The 15,780-nt window shown below is 47.8% G+C and carries 14 protein-coding genes and 1 tRNA gene; 2 read left to right on the top strand and 13 right to left on the bottom strand.

From position 1 onward, the window contains the following. Positions 1 to 113: 113 nt before the first annotated feature. The 10 genes from ABNN70_RS08090 to ABNN70_RS08045 all read right to left on the bottom strand — a co-directional run bounded on the left by ABNN70_RS08090 (position 114) and on the right by ABNN70_RS08045 (position 11,568). Positions 114 to 968, bottom strand: a complete 855-nt coding sequence (locus tag ABNN70_RS08090; RefSeq protein ID WP_353947497.1) for a DUF2231 domain-containing protein — start codon at positions 966 to 968, stop codon at positions 114 to 116. A gap of 232 nt (positions 969 to 1,200) precedes the next feature. Then, positions 1,201 to 2,106 (bottom strand): AraC family transcriptional regulator, encoded by a 906-nt coding sequence (locus ABNN70_RS08085; protein WP_240697249.1) that lies wholly within the window; start codon positions 2,104 to 2,106, stop codon positions 1,201 to 1,203. A gap of 211 nt (positions 2,107 to 2,317) precedes the next feature. Continuing rightward, positions 2,318 to 3,601, bottom strand: coding sequence for a phosphopyruvate hydratase (eno, locus tag ABNN70_RS08080; RefSeq protein ID WP_129928731.1), 1,284 nt, complete (start codon positions 3,599 to 3,601; stop codon positions 2,318 to 2,320). A 120-nt stretch (positions 3,602 to 3,721) separates the two neighbouring features. Next, positions 3,722 to 4,483, bottom strand: coding sequence for a triose-phosphate isomerase (gene tpiA, locus ABNN70_RS08075; RefSeq protein WP_353947496.1), 762 nt, complete (start codon positions 4,481 to 4,483; stop codon positions 3,722 to 3,724). A 33-nt stretch (positions 4,484 to 4,516) separates the two neighbouring features. After that, entirely contained in the window at positions 4,517 to 5,704 is a 1,188-nt protein-coding gene (locus tag ABNN70_RS08070) for a phosphoglycerate kinase (RefSeq protein WP_353947495.1), read from the bottom strand. Positions 5,705 to 5,846: 142 nt separating this feature from the next. Then, positions 5,847 to 6,854, bottom strand: a complete 1,008-nt coding sequence (gene gap / locus ABNN70_RS08065) for a type I glyceraldehyde-3-phosphate dehydrogenase (protein ID WP_353947494.1) — start codon at positions 6,852 to 6,854, stop codon at positions 5,847 to 5,849. Between the two features lie 24 nt (positions 6,855 to 6,878). Continuing rightward, the gene (locus tag ABNN70_RS08060; RefSeq protein ID WP_353947493.1) at positions 6,879 to 7,904 is read right to left on the bottom strand and encodes a sugar-binding domain-containing protein; all 1,026 of its coding nucleotides are present in this window, start codon (positions 7,902 to 7,904) and stop codon (positions 6,879 to 6,881) included. A 391-nt stretch (positions 7,905 to 8,295) separates the two neighbouring features. Next, complete coding sequence (rpoN, locus tag ABNN70_RS08055) at positions 8,296 to 9,600, bottom strand: RNA polymerase factor sigma-54 (RefSeq protein ID WP_353947492.1); 1,305 nt, start codon at positions 9,598 to 9,600, stop codon at positions 8,296 to 8,298. A 198-nt stretch (positions 9,601 to 9,798) separates the two neighbouring features. Beyond that, positions 9,799 to 10,737: a magnesium transporter CorA family protein gene (locus ABNN70_RS08050; RefSeq protein WP_353947491.1), complete on the bottom strand. Its 939-nt coding sequence runs from the start codon at positions 10,735 to 10,737 to the stop codon at positions 9,799 to 9,801. A 348-nt stretch (positions 10,738 to 11,085) separates the two neighbouring features. Beyond that, the gene (locus tag ABNN70_RS08045) at positions 11,086 to 11,568 is read right to left on the bottom strand and encodes a CotD family spore coat protein (protein ID WP_353947490.1); all 483 of its coding nucleotides are present in this window, start codon (positions 11,566 to 11,568) and stop codon (positions 11,086 to 11,088) included. A gap of 233 nt (positions 11,569 to 11,801) precedes the next feature. On the opposite strand from ABNN70_RS08045, the gene ABNN70_RS08040 reads away from it, so the two are divergent. Both ABNN70_RS08040 and clpP read left to right on the top strand, forming a co-directional pair. Then, positions 11,802 to 11,875 (top strand) — tRNA-Arg (locus ABNN70_RS08040). A gap of 860 nt (positions 11,876 to 12,735) precedes the next feature. Then, on the top strand, positions 12,736 to 13,320 hold the full coding sequence (clpP, locus tag ABNN70_RS08035) for an ATP-dependent Clp endopeptidase proteolytic subunit ClpP (RefSeq protein ID WP_353947489.1): 585 nt from the start codon (positions 12,736 to 12,738) through the stop codon (positions 13,318 to 13,320). Between the two features lie 266 nt (positions 13,321 to 13,586). Here the strand turns inward: clpP and ABNN70_RS08030 are convergent, their stop codons facing one another. The 3 genes from ABNN70_RS08030 to ABNN70_RS08020 are packed head-to-tail and all read right to left on the bottom strand — an operon-like array spanning position 13,587 to position 15,780. Continuing rightward, positions 13,587 to 13,847 carry an HPr family phosphocarrier protein gene (locus tag ABNN70_RS08030; RefSeq protein WP_353947488.1) on the bottom strand — a complete coding sequence of 87 codons (261 nt, stop codon included), beginning with the start codon at positions 13,845 to 13,847 and terminating at the stop codon, positions 13,587 to 13,589. 19 nt (positions 13,848 to 13,866) lie between these two features. Then, complete coding sequence (gene whiA, locus ABNN70_RS08025) at positions 13,867 to 14,799, bottom strand: DNA-binding protein WhiA (protein ID WP_129928741.1); 933 nt, start codon at positions 14,797 to 14,799, stop codon at positions 13,867 to 13,869. 24 nt (positions 14,800 to 14,823) lie between these two features. Beyond that, on the bottom strand, positions 14,824 to 15,780 hold the full coding sequence (locus ABNN70_RS08020) for a YvcK family protein (protein WP_353947487.1): 957 nt from the start codon (positions 15,778 to 15,780) through the stop codon (positions 14,824 to 14,826).

Here is a 15,780-nt window from a genome sequence, read left to right as displayed (position 1 = left end):
AAGTGACAGAATTGTGGAGAGAAGCTATGGAAAAACCTGCCGACTGTTGGGCCACAGGAATGAAAAAAAGAAAGTCCATGATACAGACTTTCTCACAGCCAGGTTTCACAAAATTATTTGAAAAGCGCCGGGAAAAGATGAACCTCCCCACCCAGGTGCGATGCCCAGGAAATGATGGCGATGCCGGCAATGAGGGCAACTACATAGATGCCCTGCCCTTTCAGAATAATTTTTGCCCGGTCAGCTTTGAAAAAGAAAACGGAACGGACCGCACTGAGCAGAATAAAGAAACCCATCGTGATCAGGCCAAACAGTTCATGTGCCTGTAATGCCGTCTCGTCATAAACTCTTGGCGGATTCAGTGTTGGCATGGCAGCTGCACGCATGTAACCCGAAATGACCGTACCGATGATGACCACCGTGCCGAGAATCAGGAAGTAATACCCCATTCTTTTGAAATCCTCCGCATAGTTCTTATTTCTTCCGACCATGGCAATTATATCGGCAATAAATCCGGAAATGATCAATGGCACCGTAAACTGGAGCAGAGCAAAATGCGAGAAGCGATAAACCTTGAATTGTGTGAATACCAGCAGAATCCCGGCAAAAGCAGCGACAAGATAGAAAATATGATCACTAATGTCTTTCTTCAGTTTCCAAACAAAATAGCAGCGGATAAAACTGAGAAAAATGGCATAGCTGGTCACGAAAACGGCTTTTGATGCGTGGACAATGATTGGTGCACCGACGCCAAGCATCTGTGCAGCAATAAATCCGGACAGTACAGTAATGATCGACATAAATGTACCAAACAGCAAAGTGAGGAATCCTGCTTTGTGCAACAGGTCGTGCGCTTTACTTCTCTTCCAGATTGCTGCGATCAGATCAAGGACAAAACTGAGAATCAGCAGAGCAATAGGAAAATGCAAAACAAGGAAATGCAACGTATTAAACAAATTAGGACTCATGATCTCTCCCCCTCAGATAAACAGAATAGCTTTTTTATTTTTTATCTGTCTTGCAGGGATAATCATAGTTTTTCTCAGACGCTGTGACTTTGCATATCTGACGCTTTTTTTGCGCATTTGCCACAAATCAGGCATTCGTGGTCAATAGTGTGGATGATGATAATAGTTCTCATTCATCCTGCAGGTAGACTCCCACCTCAAGGTAATGAGGAGAGCATCGTTTGGCTGCCCGTCATCTGCAACCGGGAGTTATTCTGTTTCGGTATGCTTTCGGGGTAATTCCTGCACATTTTTTAAATGTCCGGTTAAAATGGCTGATGTCATCGAACCCGACATCATGGGCCACCTCAATAATTTTTTTGTCAGAAGTACCCAGTATATCTTTTGCCGCATTAATTCTGATTCTATTTCGATAGTCGATAAACGTCCGTCCGGTTACCTTCTTAAACCGGGCTGTGAATGCAGACTGACTCATCCCACACATTTCAGCGATCTGCCCTAGAGTCAGATTCAGTTTATAATGCTGTCTGATAAAGAGTGTTAGATCTTTGATGATGTTCTTCGTGTTTCCGGCAGAGTGATTTTCCTTCCCTTTTTTTTCTGACCACCTGCCCAAATATAGAAACATTTCCGTCAACAGCATGCGAACCATACAATGATAAGCCCAGGGTTTCTGGTTGTACTCGGCCATCATCCGGTCTATGAGTACAGTAAATTCTATCTGTTCCTCGGGATTTAAAGAAATATGAGATGGAAATGACTCGTTGCTGCTGTAATGAGGATCGATGAAATAAGGGTCAATAAATGGTGTCGCATGATTCAGTGACGACCATTCCCGGCTAAGCAGCTTCTGATGAAACATGATCCGGCAGACGCGAAGGAAACCTTGAGATTGAACACGATACGCATGCACTTTCCCGGGCTGGATAATGAAGACATCTCCCCGTGCAACGTCTGAAATGGAACCGTTGTAATTATGTATGCCTCTGCCTTCCGCAAAATAAATGACTTCGGAAAAAGCATGAGTATGAGGATGAATCATTTCCGTCTGATGAAGATTTTCAATGCTGATTTGAAAGGGAAATTTAAAGTCTTCAATATGTAAATGCCGCATATTTGCCTTTTTATTCTCGGCCAATAAAATCATCCTCTGTTTTCCGATCTATATTGTGAGAATAACATGAAAGAGACAGGTGAACAACCATTCTGTAAAGAAAAGCCTGCCGACTGTTGGGTCACAGGAGCCACCAGAGACGCAGTCTTTCTGAATCTTTTTTCGCAAAAAAAACGGACTCCGCAACATGCGAAGCCCGTTTTTGACAAATTCTGTTATTCTGGTCTGCTCATCCTTATTTGATATTGTAGAAGGAATCGTTGCCGAGATACTGAGCGGCACCGTTGAGTCCGTCCTCAATTCTGATGAGCTGGTTGTATTTCGCAATACGGTCTGTTCTGGCGAGAGAACCGGTTTTAATTTCACCGGCGTTTGTAGCCACAACGATATCGGCTATCGAAGTGTCTTCCGTTTCACCTGACCGGTGTGAAACAACAGCCGTGTAACCGGCCTTCTGAGCCATTTCGATCGCATTCAGTGTTTCCGTCAATGTACCAATCTGGTTGACTTTAATCAGGATCGAGTTAGCCACACCAAGGTCGATACCTTTCTTCAGGTAGTCGGTGTTGGTGACGAACAGATCATCGCCGACAAGCTGTACCTTGTGACCGAGTGCTTTGGTCAGTTTCTGCCAGCCTTCCCAGTCGTTTTCATCCAGGCCGTCTTCGATTGAGACGATCGGGAATTTCTCAACGAGGTCAGCGTAGTATTGAATCATTTCATCAGTTGTTCTGACGACGCCTTCACCCTTGAAGTTGTACTTGCCATTTTCATACAGTTCGGACGAAGCCGGGTCAATGGCTAGTTTCACATCATCGCCCGGTTTGTAGCCGGCTTTTCTAATAGCTTCGACGATCGTTTCAAGCACTTCTTCATTGTTCTTCAGGTTCGGAGCAAAACCGCCTTCATCACCGACAGCGGTCATGTGGCCCTTAGCAGCCAGAACGGATTTCAGTGCGTGGTAAACTTCTGCACCAATCCGAACAGCTTCTTTCAGCGTCTCAGCACCAACAGGCATAATCATAAATTCCTGGAAGTCAACACTGTTGTCTGCGTGCTTGCCACCATTGAGGATGTTCATCATCGGGGTCGGCAACACTTTCGCATTGACACCGCCAAGATAGCGATACAGCGGAATACCGAGTTCATCGGCAGCTGCATTTGCTGCGGCAAGAGAAACACCAAGAATCGCATTGGCACCCAGTTTACCCTTATTTTCCGTACCATCGAGATCAATCATCGCCTGGTCGAGGGCTACCTGTTCGGAAACTTCCATACCGACAACCTTAGGAGCGATAACGTCGTTAACATTTTTTACAGCCTTCAGGACACCTTTACCGCCAAAACGGTTTTTGTCTCCGTCGCGAAGTTCAACGGCTTCGTGTTCGCCGGTTGAGGCACCGCTCGGCACGAGTGCGCGGCCAAAACCGCCGAGGTCCGTGTAAAGTTCTACTTCAACCGTCGGATTGCCACGAGAGTCGAGGACTTCACGGGCATAAACATCAGTAATCTGAGACATCTGTTCATCTCTCCTCATATTTCTATAATCATCAGCCGCTGTCCGAATCCGCACAATGTCCGGACAAAGCACAGATTCAGATATACAGCTTATGTTCCATTCACTTTCAATTTTGCAGAATCAGCCCTTTGCTCCTTCAAGCAGAGCAAGGAATGATTCAGGCTGCAGGCTGGCACCGCCGACCAGTGCCCCGTCGATATCCGACTGATTCAGGAAACTGGCGATGTTCGCCGGTTTTACACTGCCGCCGTACTGGATCCGTACTTCCTCAGCCGTAGCTTCGCCGTACAGTCCGGCAATAGTGGCACGGATGTAGTGGCAAACTTCATTGGCATCTTCTGCTGATGCAGATTTACCGGTACCGATCGCCCAGATCGGTTCATACGCAACAACAACGCCCGGTACCTGATCGGCAGGTACGCCTTCAAATGCTTTTGTGACCTGCTTTTTAATAACAGCCTGCCACCGTCCGCCTTCGCGCTCATCCAGCGATTCACCGACGCAGAAGATGGGCAGCAGATGATGAGCCAGTGCAGCAAGTACCTTTTTATTGACTGTATCATCGGTTTCGGCAAAATAAGCTCTGCGTTCGGAGTGGCCGATGATGACATAGTCAACACCCAGATCTTCCAGCATGACCGGGCTGACTTCACCTGTATAAGCACCGGAATTTTCAAAGTGGACATTCTCTGCTCCAATCTTCAGATCAGAGCCTTTCGCATCGGCAACAAGCCGGTCAAGGTCAATAAAAGGAGCAGCAACAACGGAATCAACGAGGTCCGGGGAAGGAACCTTGTCCTTGACCGCTTCGACAAATGCATGTGCTTCCTTTACTGTCTTGTTCATCTTCCAGTTGCCGGCAATAATCGGTTTCCGTGACATAACAGACACTCATCCTTTCTTGCGGTTATCTTATTATTCAGCGTCGTTCAGTGCTGCGACCCCGGGAAGGACTTTGCCTTCCATCAGTTCAAGTGATGCGCCGCCGCCTGTTGAGATGTGGCTCATTTTATCGGAAAGATGGAACTTTTCAACGGCTGCAGCAGAATCTCCGCCGCCGATGATGGTCGTTGCATTTGTCGCTTCCGCCAGAGCTTTTGCCACAGCTTCAGTTCCTTTTGCAAATGGATCCATTTCAAAAACGCCCATCGGTCCGTTCCAGACAACGAGTTTTGATTTCTTGATGGTATCGGCATAGAGAGCAACCGTCTTCGGTCCGATATCAACGCCCAGCCAGCCGTCAGGCATCTTGTCGATGTCGACCGTCTTCACATTGGCGGTTTCCTTAAATTCATCCGCAATAACCGTATCGACAGGAGTCAGGAAGTTGACGCCCTTTTCTTTTGCCGCTTCCATAAATTTCTTTGCCAGGTCCAGCTTATCTGCGTCAAGCAGAGATTTACCAATACCATAGCCCTGAGCCTTGACAAAGGTGTAGGCCAGTCCGCCGCCGACAATCAGGTTGTCAACTTTGTCCAGCAGATTTTCAATCACACCGATTTTATCGGTGACTTTAGCGCCGCCAATAATCGCGGTGAATGGATGTTTCGGATTGTCCAGTGATGCAGCCATAACGGTCAGTTCTTTTTCCATCAGGAAGCCTGCGACAGCCGGGAGATATTTTGCAACCCCTTCAGTTGAAGCATGGGCCCGGTGAGCCGAGCCAAACGCGTCATTGACATAAACATCAGCGAGTGCGGCAAAAGCCTTGGCCAGTTTCGGATCGTTTTTCTTTTCACCTTTTTCAAAACGTACGTTTTCAAGCAGGAGGACATCACCGTCGTTCAATTTGGCAACGGCAGCCTCCACTTCCGGTCCAACCACTTCATCAGTTTTGGCAACCGGTTTGCCGAGCAGTTCACTCAGGCGGTCAGCCACCGGATTCATCCGGAGAGATTCCTTGTTTTCAGGTGTCGGACGACCCAGATGCGAAGCCAGGATCAGTCTGGCACCGTGTTCTGACAGATATTTAATGGTCGGCAGAGCCGCGCGAATACGTGTGTCATCCGTTACGGCCTTGCCACTGAGCGGAACATTGAAATCAACGCGACAAAAAACTTTTTTACCCTTAACATCAATGTCGCGGATGGTTTTTTTTGCCATGTAAAAGCCTTCTTTCACTTTGATTCAGAAGCGGAACATCCGGAGCATCAGGAGCTCACAATGTCCTCTTTCATGATAAAATAGCGGAAACAACAATGCTGTTTCCGCTATTCAGGTTCTATTTACAATCGCCTGCAAAGCCTTATTTGTGCAGTTTGGCGAAGTATTCCAGAGTTCTTACAAGCTGAGAAGTATAGGACATTTCGTTGTCATACCATGCAACAACCTGAACGAGCTGCTTGCCGTCAACGTCGAGGATCTTCGTCTGAGTGGCATCGAACAGTGAACCGTAAGTAATGCCGATAACGTCAGAGGATACGATCGGATCTTCGTTGTAGCCAAGTGTTTCGTTCGCAGCAGCCTTCATTGCTTCGTTGATTTCTTCAACTGAAGTTCTCTTAGACAGAGTTGAATAAAGCAAGGTGACAGAACCGGATTTAACAGGAACACGCTGAGCGGATCCGTCGAATTTGCCCTTCAGTTCAGGAATAACAAGGGCAACTGCCTTTGCTGCACCGGAAGAAGCAGGTACGATGTTTTCAGCAGCGGCACGTGCACGGCGCAGATCGCCTTTTCTGTGCGGGCCGTCAAGTGTCATCTGGTCACCGGTATAAGCATGAACCGTCGTCATCAGGCCTTTTTCAATACCGAATTTGTCATTCAGAACTTTAGCTACAGGAGCCAGAGAGTTGGTTGTGCAGGATGCACCGGAAATAACTGTTTCAGAACCGTCAAGTGTATCTTGGTTAACATTGTATACGATCGTCTTCACGTCACCTTTTGCAGGAGCGGAGATAACAACTTTCTTAGCGCCGCCCTTGAGGTGAGCTTCTGCTTTGTCTTTCGTAGTAAAGAAGCCTGTGCATTCGAGAACGATGTCAACGCCAAGTTTGCCCCACGGCAGCTGTGACGGATCAGGATTTGCGAGAACTTTTACTTTCTTGCCGTTAACAACAAAGTAGCCTTCCTCAACTTTAACTTCGCCGTTGAAGCGACCCTGAGTCGTATCATATTTCAGAAGGTTTGCAAGCATTGCCGGATCTGTCAGGTCGTTAACTGCAACAACTTCCAGTTCCGGAACATCCTGAATTCTTCTGAAAGCAAGACGACCAATACGTCCGAATCCATTAATACCAACTTTTACTGTCATTCGTGAATGACCTCCTAGAATAATTTAGAATGTAGTTAAAATCTCTTGCGCGGCACCCTCATCCGTAATCAATACCGAATCCGGGCCCCTTTTAAAGTAAGCCTTAATTGCCTCAGCCTTAGACCTGCCACCGGCTACGGCAATGACTGACCGCGCTCCGAATAGGTCTTCCCACTGAAGTCCTATCGTCTGGACCTTGTGGATCACACGGCCTGTCTGATCAAAGAAATACCCAAAAGCCTCAGCCACAGCGTGTTCCGCACTGACCTTTCTGAGAATATCGGCACCGGAATGACGGCGGATGGCCATCGATCTGGCATCACCGATCCCGTGTACGATAATGGTCGCCCGGTGAATCAGCTGCAGCACCCGGTGAATACTGGGCTCTTCCATCAGGCTGTGATAAGATTCGTCACTGAGCTGGTCGGGAACATGGAGCAGATGATAGCGTCCTTCAGCTTTCTCGGCCATTTTTGCACAGATCGTGTTTGCCTGATTTTCCACCTTTTCACCAAGGCCGCCCCTGGCAGACACGAACAGAATATCCTGATGTGTCTTTTTCAGCGGGTGCATCATTTCTGCAGCTGCCGCAAGAGTGGAGCCCCCGGTAACCGCAATGATGTTCTCACCGTCCAGGCTATGTTCAATCTCCCGGACGCAGGCGAGCCCAATCTCACTTTTGACCAACGCGTACTGATCACTGTCGCCCGAAACAATTACTGCCCGGGAGACCCCTAAGGCGTCCTCCAGGTTTTTCTCCATCTCTTTCAGTCCCGAAACGTTCTTCATGACGTTGCCCAGTTGTTTTACAAGGGCCTCACCATGATCTGTCAGATGCATGCCGCTTGACGCCATATGAATCAGGCCCTGCTGACTGAGGAACGTCACCTCTCCGCGCAGCACGCGCTCTGTCATCCCAAGATGGGAGGACAGGCTGCGTCTGCCGATGGGCTGAAGAAAGAATAAAGACTGGAGAATACGGTAGCGGCTGGACATTATGTCTAAGACATCAGGGATGAGCTTTTTCTGAAGATCAAGCAAATGTTCCACAGCGTCCCCCTCGATCAGCCAACACGGCCTGAAAATGTCCCACATAGTCATTTCATGTCCCATCTGCTCCACGTTTCATGTTATCAACTTTCAACATGGTTTTCAAGCAAAAAAATGTAAATCTTTTGTGTGATCCATGCATTGACGTAGAATTGTCACATCTGACAGAAAAGCCGACAGTCATGGACTTATTGCACTATTCCAACTATCTGCAAATTCGGAATTAAATCTGCACCTCCATCGTTTCAGATCTTCTTCATCTGACGATATTCATATTAAGTATTTCCTTTCTCGTCAAAAAAAAACATAAAAAAATTTCGCCGGACGCCTTCTTTTCAGGCGATACAGGGACTTATTATGTCCATCAAATGGCTTATGGACGTCTCCTGTCTTACCTCTTTCTTCTCAGGATGGTCGACCCGATACCACTGGCCTCACGATATTTGGCCACCGTCCTCCGGCTCAGCCGGTAACCGCTTTCGCTAATGCGGCGGGCGAGCTCCTGGTCAGAATACGGTTTACCCGGATCCTCTTCATCAATCAGGGCTTTAATCCGGCTGATAATCTGGTGAGAGGAAATCTCCTGTCTGTTTTTCTTCATCGGCCGGACAAAAAATGTTTTTATTGGAAACAGCCCATACGGCGTCTGCAGATATTTATTGGCAACCGCACGACTGATTGTGGATTCATTGACTGACATCGCCTGTGCAGCTTCTTTCATCATAAATGGACGGAGCGTGCCCATGTCTCCGGTTCTAAAGAAGTCGGCCTGTTTATCAACCAGCAGGGTAGAAAGCTGCAAGACCGTCTTTTTTCTTCTTGACAGACCATTAAGCAGCCACTGGGCTTCTGCCTTCTTTTGCTTCAGATAGCGCTTTGTTTCCCGGTCAGCCTGCGTCATATACGCCCTGTAGGCACCGGTTTCCAGAGTAACTTTTGGCAGCAGCCGGTCTTCCAGTTCACAAACGAGTCCGTTCTCCGTCCGGCGCACGACAACATCCGGAAAAACATACGGTGTCTGCTGACCCGTATGATCATGGACAGGTGCGGGATCAAGGGTACGAATCAGCGCCACCGCTTCCTTGACCTGCTTTTCACTGATTCCGAGTTTGCCCGCCAGCTCCTGCCAGCTTCCGGAAAGAAAATAATCGCTGAAGTCAGAAATAATCTTTTCGGCCAGAGGGCTGCGCGGCTCCATTCTATCCAGCTGAAGTCTGAGGCACTCCTGCAGGGTACGCGCACCCACTCCTGCCGGCTCCAGGGTCTGCACAACCTGAAGTGCCTGTTCAGCCAGATCCGAATCCATCCCGAAACGATCCAGAATCTCTGCCGGATTTTCCGTCAGATAACCGTTCTGATCAAGACAGTCGATGAGAAGATCTGCTGCAGCGATGCCGTTCTTGCTGAGTGAGAGCTGATGAAGGTCCATATGAAGCTGATCACGAAAACTGCCGGGGCTCTGTACCGTTTCCTCAATGACATCCGTTGTACTCCGGGCTTCTTCCCCTGCAACCGAATGCGCAGGGGTATAGCCGAAGTCTGTTTCCCCGACATGCAGAAGCGGATTACCCGTTGCCTTTTCTTTAATATAGTCGGACAACTGTTCATGGTTAAACTGAAGCAGGGTCACAGACTGGAAGAGTGCCGGCGTCAGTTTCTGCTTCAGCGACTGATTTTGTACAAGAGCCAGGCCCATCACGCTCACCTCCCTGATCTTTATTATATCAGGGAAGCGATGAAATGACTACGCTTTCATGAATGATTTTTGTCGTTTCTGATCGAAATCGAACGAAAAAAGCGGGTAAAGAAGCTCCACCCCCGGCATCGGCTGAACCTTTGTCCGTGACCCTGTAACTAAAAAACTTCAGCCGGATTTCGGCTGAAGCCAGGTCCTTCAGAAATATTTCTTTTTCCAGAAAAACAGTGCCGCAATGCCTGAGATGGAAACAGCCATGACCAGCGGTATCACATACGCATGGCGAATGCTCGCCCACGGGATATCAACATTCATGCCGTACAGACTGAACACCATCGTCGGGATGGAAAGCACAATCGTAATGGTGGTCAGAAACTTCATGACCACGTTGACATTGTTCGAAATGACGGAAGCATACGCATCCATCATCCCGCTCAGGATATTACTGTGCACTTCCGACATTTCAATAGCCTGTTTGATTTCGATGATCACATCTTCCAGTAAATCCTGATCGTCCTCATACATCCTCAGGAAACGCTGCTTCGTCATTTTTTCCATCACGATACTATTTGATTTCAATGAAGTTGTAAAATAGACGAGCGTTTTTTCCAGACTCAGCAGATCGAATAATTCCTTATTTCGCATCGATTCATGCAGTTCCCGCTCAATAGCGGCCGTCCTCCGGTCAATTGTACGCAGATATCTCAGATAATATCTTGCGATCGCGTAGAGGATCTGCAGAGTAAAACGTGTTTTTTTATAAGTGAAAAAATTTTTGATTTTATTATTGATAAAATCCTCGACAACCGGGTTGCTCTGCAGGCAGACAGTGACAAAGTAAAGCGGTGTGACAATGATACCAAGCGGGATCGTATCATAAGGAGCCGAATCTGACTCATCCTGCACCAGCACAGGAAAGTCAACGATAATCAGCACCGTATCGTCTTCCTTTTCAATTCGGGACCGTTCATCATCATCCAGTGAGTCACGGATGAAATCCGACGGAATGCCGGTTCCCTTAACAACCTTACCCACTTCAATTTCCGACGGCCGGGTGAGGTTGATCCAGCACCCTTTGGCCAGTTCATCTTTCTGTACCAGATTATCCTGTTCATCTGTTAAATAAATATCAATCATGATGCCACCTCCTCATTTTTGAGGAAGCTTTCAGTTACCCGGCCGGCAGGGATAATGGATCAAATAATGAATGCCGGTATTCAGCTGGTATGAAAGCTTCCCTCTGCCATCCTGGGCCAGGGTTCGGCCTGGGCGAACTGTCGGAACTCATTCAATGATCATCTCCCTGCACCTTTCGGGGTTATTTTGACTGTCGAAAACGTTTCAGCAGACATTCTTAATAATACATGTCCGAAGCAAATAAAACAAATAAAGTGAGAGGTCAATCTTCTGAAAATCTGCCTGTCAAAAAAAAAAAATCTGACCGCTGCTTCCGGGCAGCAATCAGATTCTGTGTCTGTCTTTTCTTTAGCAATGCGGCCTTGGGAAGCAGGGCTTGCCGCACTGCACATCAAAATGGCGTTCATCGCATGTATGGGAAACCGACTGTGGGTAAAAATGCTGGTGCTCATAAACAAAATGCGTTCTGATCTGTGTGTGCATAGGATGGATATGCCGGACAACAACCGGTTTATAAACGTCTGTCACATTGACGGACTGTGGATCAAAAAATGATCCACCCTGTGTCGGCGGGCAGTGTAGTGGCTTCCCGTGAGTCACTGGACCCGTAGCAGGAGACATCGCTCCCGGATGCATGCCCATCCCTCCGGCATGCGATTTTCCAGCTGGACTCATCACCGGCATGTTCCCGCATTTTCCCTTTGACGCAGGTGAAACGGCAGGTTTGTTCACTGGTTTCATTTCCGGTTTCATAGCAGGGTATTTATTCTCGTGATGTGCATAAGGATTGACCGGCATCGGGTGTTGATTCGAATAAGGCGAGACCTCCATGATTTTTCCTCCTCATCGATTTGAATACACTTATAGCCTATGAACCGGGGATTTGCCTTGCCTGGTATGAATACCCAGTTTTCCGCGATCTGATAAAAATAGGCATTTGATTCTGACGGGCAGCTGCTTCCCCTCCTTTTTTTACTCCTGAGAAGAAATAACCTTTTTTATACTTGCAAAAAAAGTCGGTATCGCTTAAAATAGACAATTGTCAGCAGTAGAAATTCAATTATGCGCTCGTAGCTCAGCTGGACAGAGCAATGGTTTCCGGTACCATGTGTCGGGGGTTCGAATCCCTTCGAGCGCATTTTATTTCAGGAGATCAGCCATCGGGTATATGGCTGATCTTTTTATTTATACTATAAGGAAAGTACAAATTTTGTCAGGTTACAGGACCAGACTGAACTCCGGCAACTGGCCTCCCGGCAAATTTTCTTCAGTATACCCCTGCTTCCCGCGAAACTCCCTCTTTGGCAGGATCAGCTTGCCTGATCGCCGTTTTCGTGTAAAAGAGCCTTTTAGGATGTGGGGAACCCCTTGTGTCAGAGGGGATGATAAGGAGTTTTGAAGTGATTTTCTGCCAAAACAGGGGCAAGTCTGAAGTCGCAGGGTCAAAAATAAGGAAGGAGAGTACCCGGGATCCACTCTTGTCGGTTGGGGATCAGGTTCGTGCATGATCAGATGAATAGGCGGAAAAATTCCGCTTACTTAAGAAATTCGATCTAAAAACAGTTAAAATAGACGGAGAGATTCCGCTTATTGACTGGAGAAATGGAAAATGGAGCTTTTTGCCTGGCATAATCGGAAAATTTCCGCTTATATACACTCGGAAAGATTTCCGTTCTGCCCCTTACCGGAAAATATCCGCTTATTTTCCTTTTTGCTCTCAGGACAAAACATCTGATGACAAGTTAAGTGAGATGAAAACCCCTGCAAGATGGAAGATAGTCTGCGGCAGCCTCGAAAAGGATCACAAACCGCTGAAGAAGATTTGCCCGGCCAGGAGGGCAAACCTTTGGCAATCTGGTAAAGTTGCACCCCTTAGATTGGCGCGAAAAAAAATGAACATCGTCAAAAGCCCAAAATATTTGACCTATATTGACCATTACGGTATGATTGATTCTGGTTAAAGAAAGTCACACACTTGATTGAATGGAGGTCAGTATCATGCCTTTAATACCGACAGTTATTGAACAGACAAACCGTGGTGAGCGTGCTTACGACATTTATTCCCGGCTGCTGAAGGACCGAATCATCATGCTGGGAACAGCTATTGATGATAATGTGGCAAATGCTGTAGTCGCTCAGTTGCTGTTTCTTGCTGCTGAAGATTCCGAAAAAGATATTTCGCTTTACATTAACAGCCCTGGTGGATCAATTACCGCAGGGATGGCGATCTATGATACGATGCAGTACGTCAAACCCAATGTTTCCACAATCTGCATCGGGATGGCGGCATCCATGGGCAGTTTCCTGCTGACAGCAGGAGAGAAAGGGAAACGTTTCGCCCTTCCGAACAGTGAAATCATGATTCACCAGCCGCTCGGCGGCATGCAGGGACAGGCATCGGACATGGAAATTCATGCCAAACGGATTCTGAAAATCCGTGAGAAGCTGAATCATATCTATTCCGAACGGACCGGACAGCCTTATGAAGTCATTGCGCGGGATACGGACCGCGACAACTTCATGTCAGCTGAAGATTCTAAAAAATATGGTCTGATCGATGAGATTCTGACGACGTCCCGATAAAGAAGGCAAAAAAAGGAAACCCGGAATACAGCTTACAGGCTGCATTCCGGGTTTTTTACTTATACTCAGGCCGTCTCACTTATCTCGCAAGTCTCAAGTAAGGTGAAACGCCAATCAGTGGGGCTTCATCCACCACTGATTGTTCGTTGAACCCCTCGGGCTGCTGCGGGCAGTGATCGCCCAGCCGGGCATGTTTATGTACCCTCCCTGCGGGGTACTGCCCGTTCCTGAAGGATAACGCTTACAAAACAAGCCGCAATAAAATATTATCCCTTCTGATTTTCAATAAAAGACGACAGGGTGTCCAGCGCTTCCTGTTCATCCGGTCCATCCGCCGCAAGGACGATCTCTTCACCGAAAGCCGGAGCGACGCTCATGACGCCCATAATGCTTTTTACATTGGCGACCTTCCCGTCTTTCTCAAGTGTCACGTGCGAATGAAAACGTCCGGCTTCCTGGACAAAAAGCGCTGCCGGGCGGGCCTGAAGACCTTCCCGCAACTGAACGGTGACCCTTTTGTTCACCATATGCTTTCCCCCCTTTCATTTATTTCTGCCCCTGTCTGATTCTGTTTGCAATGGTATCCAGTTTCCTGAAACGGTGGTTGATTCCTGATTTGCTGATCGGTTCGCCGAGCAATTCACCCAGTTCTTTTAGCGTAATATCCGGATGCTTGAGACGGAGCTCAGCGATTTCACGCAGTTTATGCGGAAGCTCATCCAGACCGATGCTCTTTTCAATCAGACGGATATTCTCCGTCTGACGTATGGCTGCCCCAACCGTTTTATTCAAATTTGCTGTTTCACAGTTAACCAGACGATTGACGGAGTTACGCATATCTTTCACGATCCGGATGTCTTCAAAGTAGAAGAGTGCCCGGTTCGCTCCGATGATGCTCAGAAAATCGGTAATCTTCTCGCCTTCTTTCATATAAATAATATACCCGTTTTTTCTTGGGAGTACTTTGACATTCAGTTCGAATGTATTCATCAGTTTAGCCAAAGAACGGATATGATCTTCATAATTTGAGAAAATTTCCAGATGATAGGAAGATTCCGGATGATTCAGCGAGCCTCCTGCCAGAAAAGCACCGCGCAGATACGATCTGCGGCAGCATTTCTGCTTAACCAGATCCGGAGCAATTTCTCTGGTAAACTGTCCCTGGTCGTCGATAATCTCCAGATCCCGCAGAAACGGACGGGCCGACTCTTTCAGTCTGACAATATAAACATTATTCTTTTTCAGTCGCATTTTTCTACGGACAAGGATCTCAATCTGGTAATGATAGACCTGCTTGATCAGACGGTAGATGCGTCGGGATATCGCTGCATTTTCCGTTGCAATGTCCAGTTCAACGCGTTTGCTGCGAATGGTGATAAATCCATTCATTCGCGTCAGCGCAGCAAGTTCTGCTCTGGCGCAGCAATCCTTAACTTCAAGCATGGTCAGCTCTTTTTTTGTGTCTGCAGCGAATGACATCGGCAGCCCTCCCGCAACTTTAACTTATTCCCCGGAAAACAAAGTCATCAGAAGCTGCGCAATCGCCGCTTCGTTATGTCGTATGACCCCACCTGTCGTCCGGATCACAGGCGCACTGATCACTCTCAGGCCCTCTGCCTCCAGCTTATCACGGTCAACAGAAACCGGTTCTGCCTTTTCTGCAGCATAACGCTTCAGGATATCCGGCGCAATCGGTTGATTGTTTACGATAATCGTATCAAGAAAAGGGGTACCCACATGCTGATTCATCACGGCCACATGATCCGATGCAGAAAATCCATCCGTCTCCCCCATCTGGGTCATCACATTACACACATACACTTTTTGCGCTTTTGACCGGGCAATCTCTCCGGCCAGTCCAGGTACGAGCAGGTTAGGTAACACACTTGTATAAAGGCTCCCCGGTCCAAGCGTAATCAGATCAGCCTCCCTGATCGCCTTGACGCTTTCCGGCAGCGGCCGTATATGATCCGGTTTTAAAAAGACCTTTTTGATCTTTTTCTTAACCTTTGGAATACTGGACTCACCTTCAACGATCGTTCCGTCATGCATCACTGCTCCGAGAATGATGCTCTGATCGGCCGCCGGGAGGACTTCTCCATGTACATTCAGAATGTGGCTCATTTCCCTGACTCCCTTAACGAAGTCACCGGTGATCGAGGTCAGTGCGGCGATCAGGAGATTACCCAGAGAATGGCCGTTCAGCCCGCTTTCTGTCTTAAAGCGGTGCTGAAGCAGCTTTTCAAATATCGGTTCTACGTCAGACAACGAAACGAGCACATTGCGGATGTCGCCAGGAGGCGGAATGCGCAGTTCGTTCCGGAGCATACCACTGCTTCCGCCGTCATCTGCAACAGTTACAATCGCCGTAATATCTACGGGATAATGCTTCAGGCCACGGAGCACGGCAGGCAGTCCTGTACCCCCGCCGATCGCAACAACTTTTTTTCGTACCGTCAT

It is taken from the genome of Sporolactobacillus sp. Y61, assembly GCF_040529185.1.
Classification (GTDB): domain Bacteria; phylum Bacillota; class Bacilli; order Bacillales; family Sporolactobacillaceae; genus Sporolactobacillus.
Note: the sequence above shows the minus strand (reverse complement) of the source record. Positions and strands in the feature narration are given on the sequence as shown.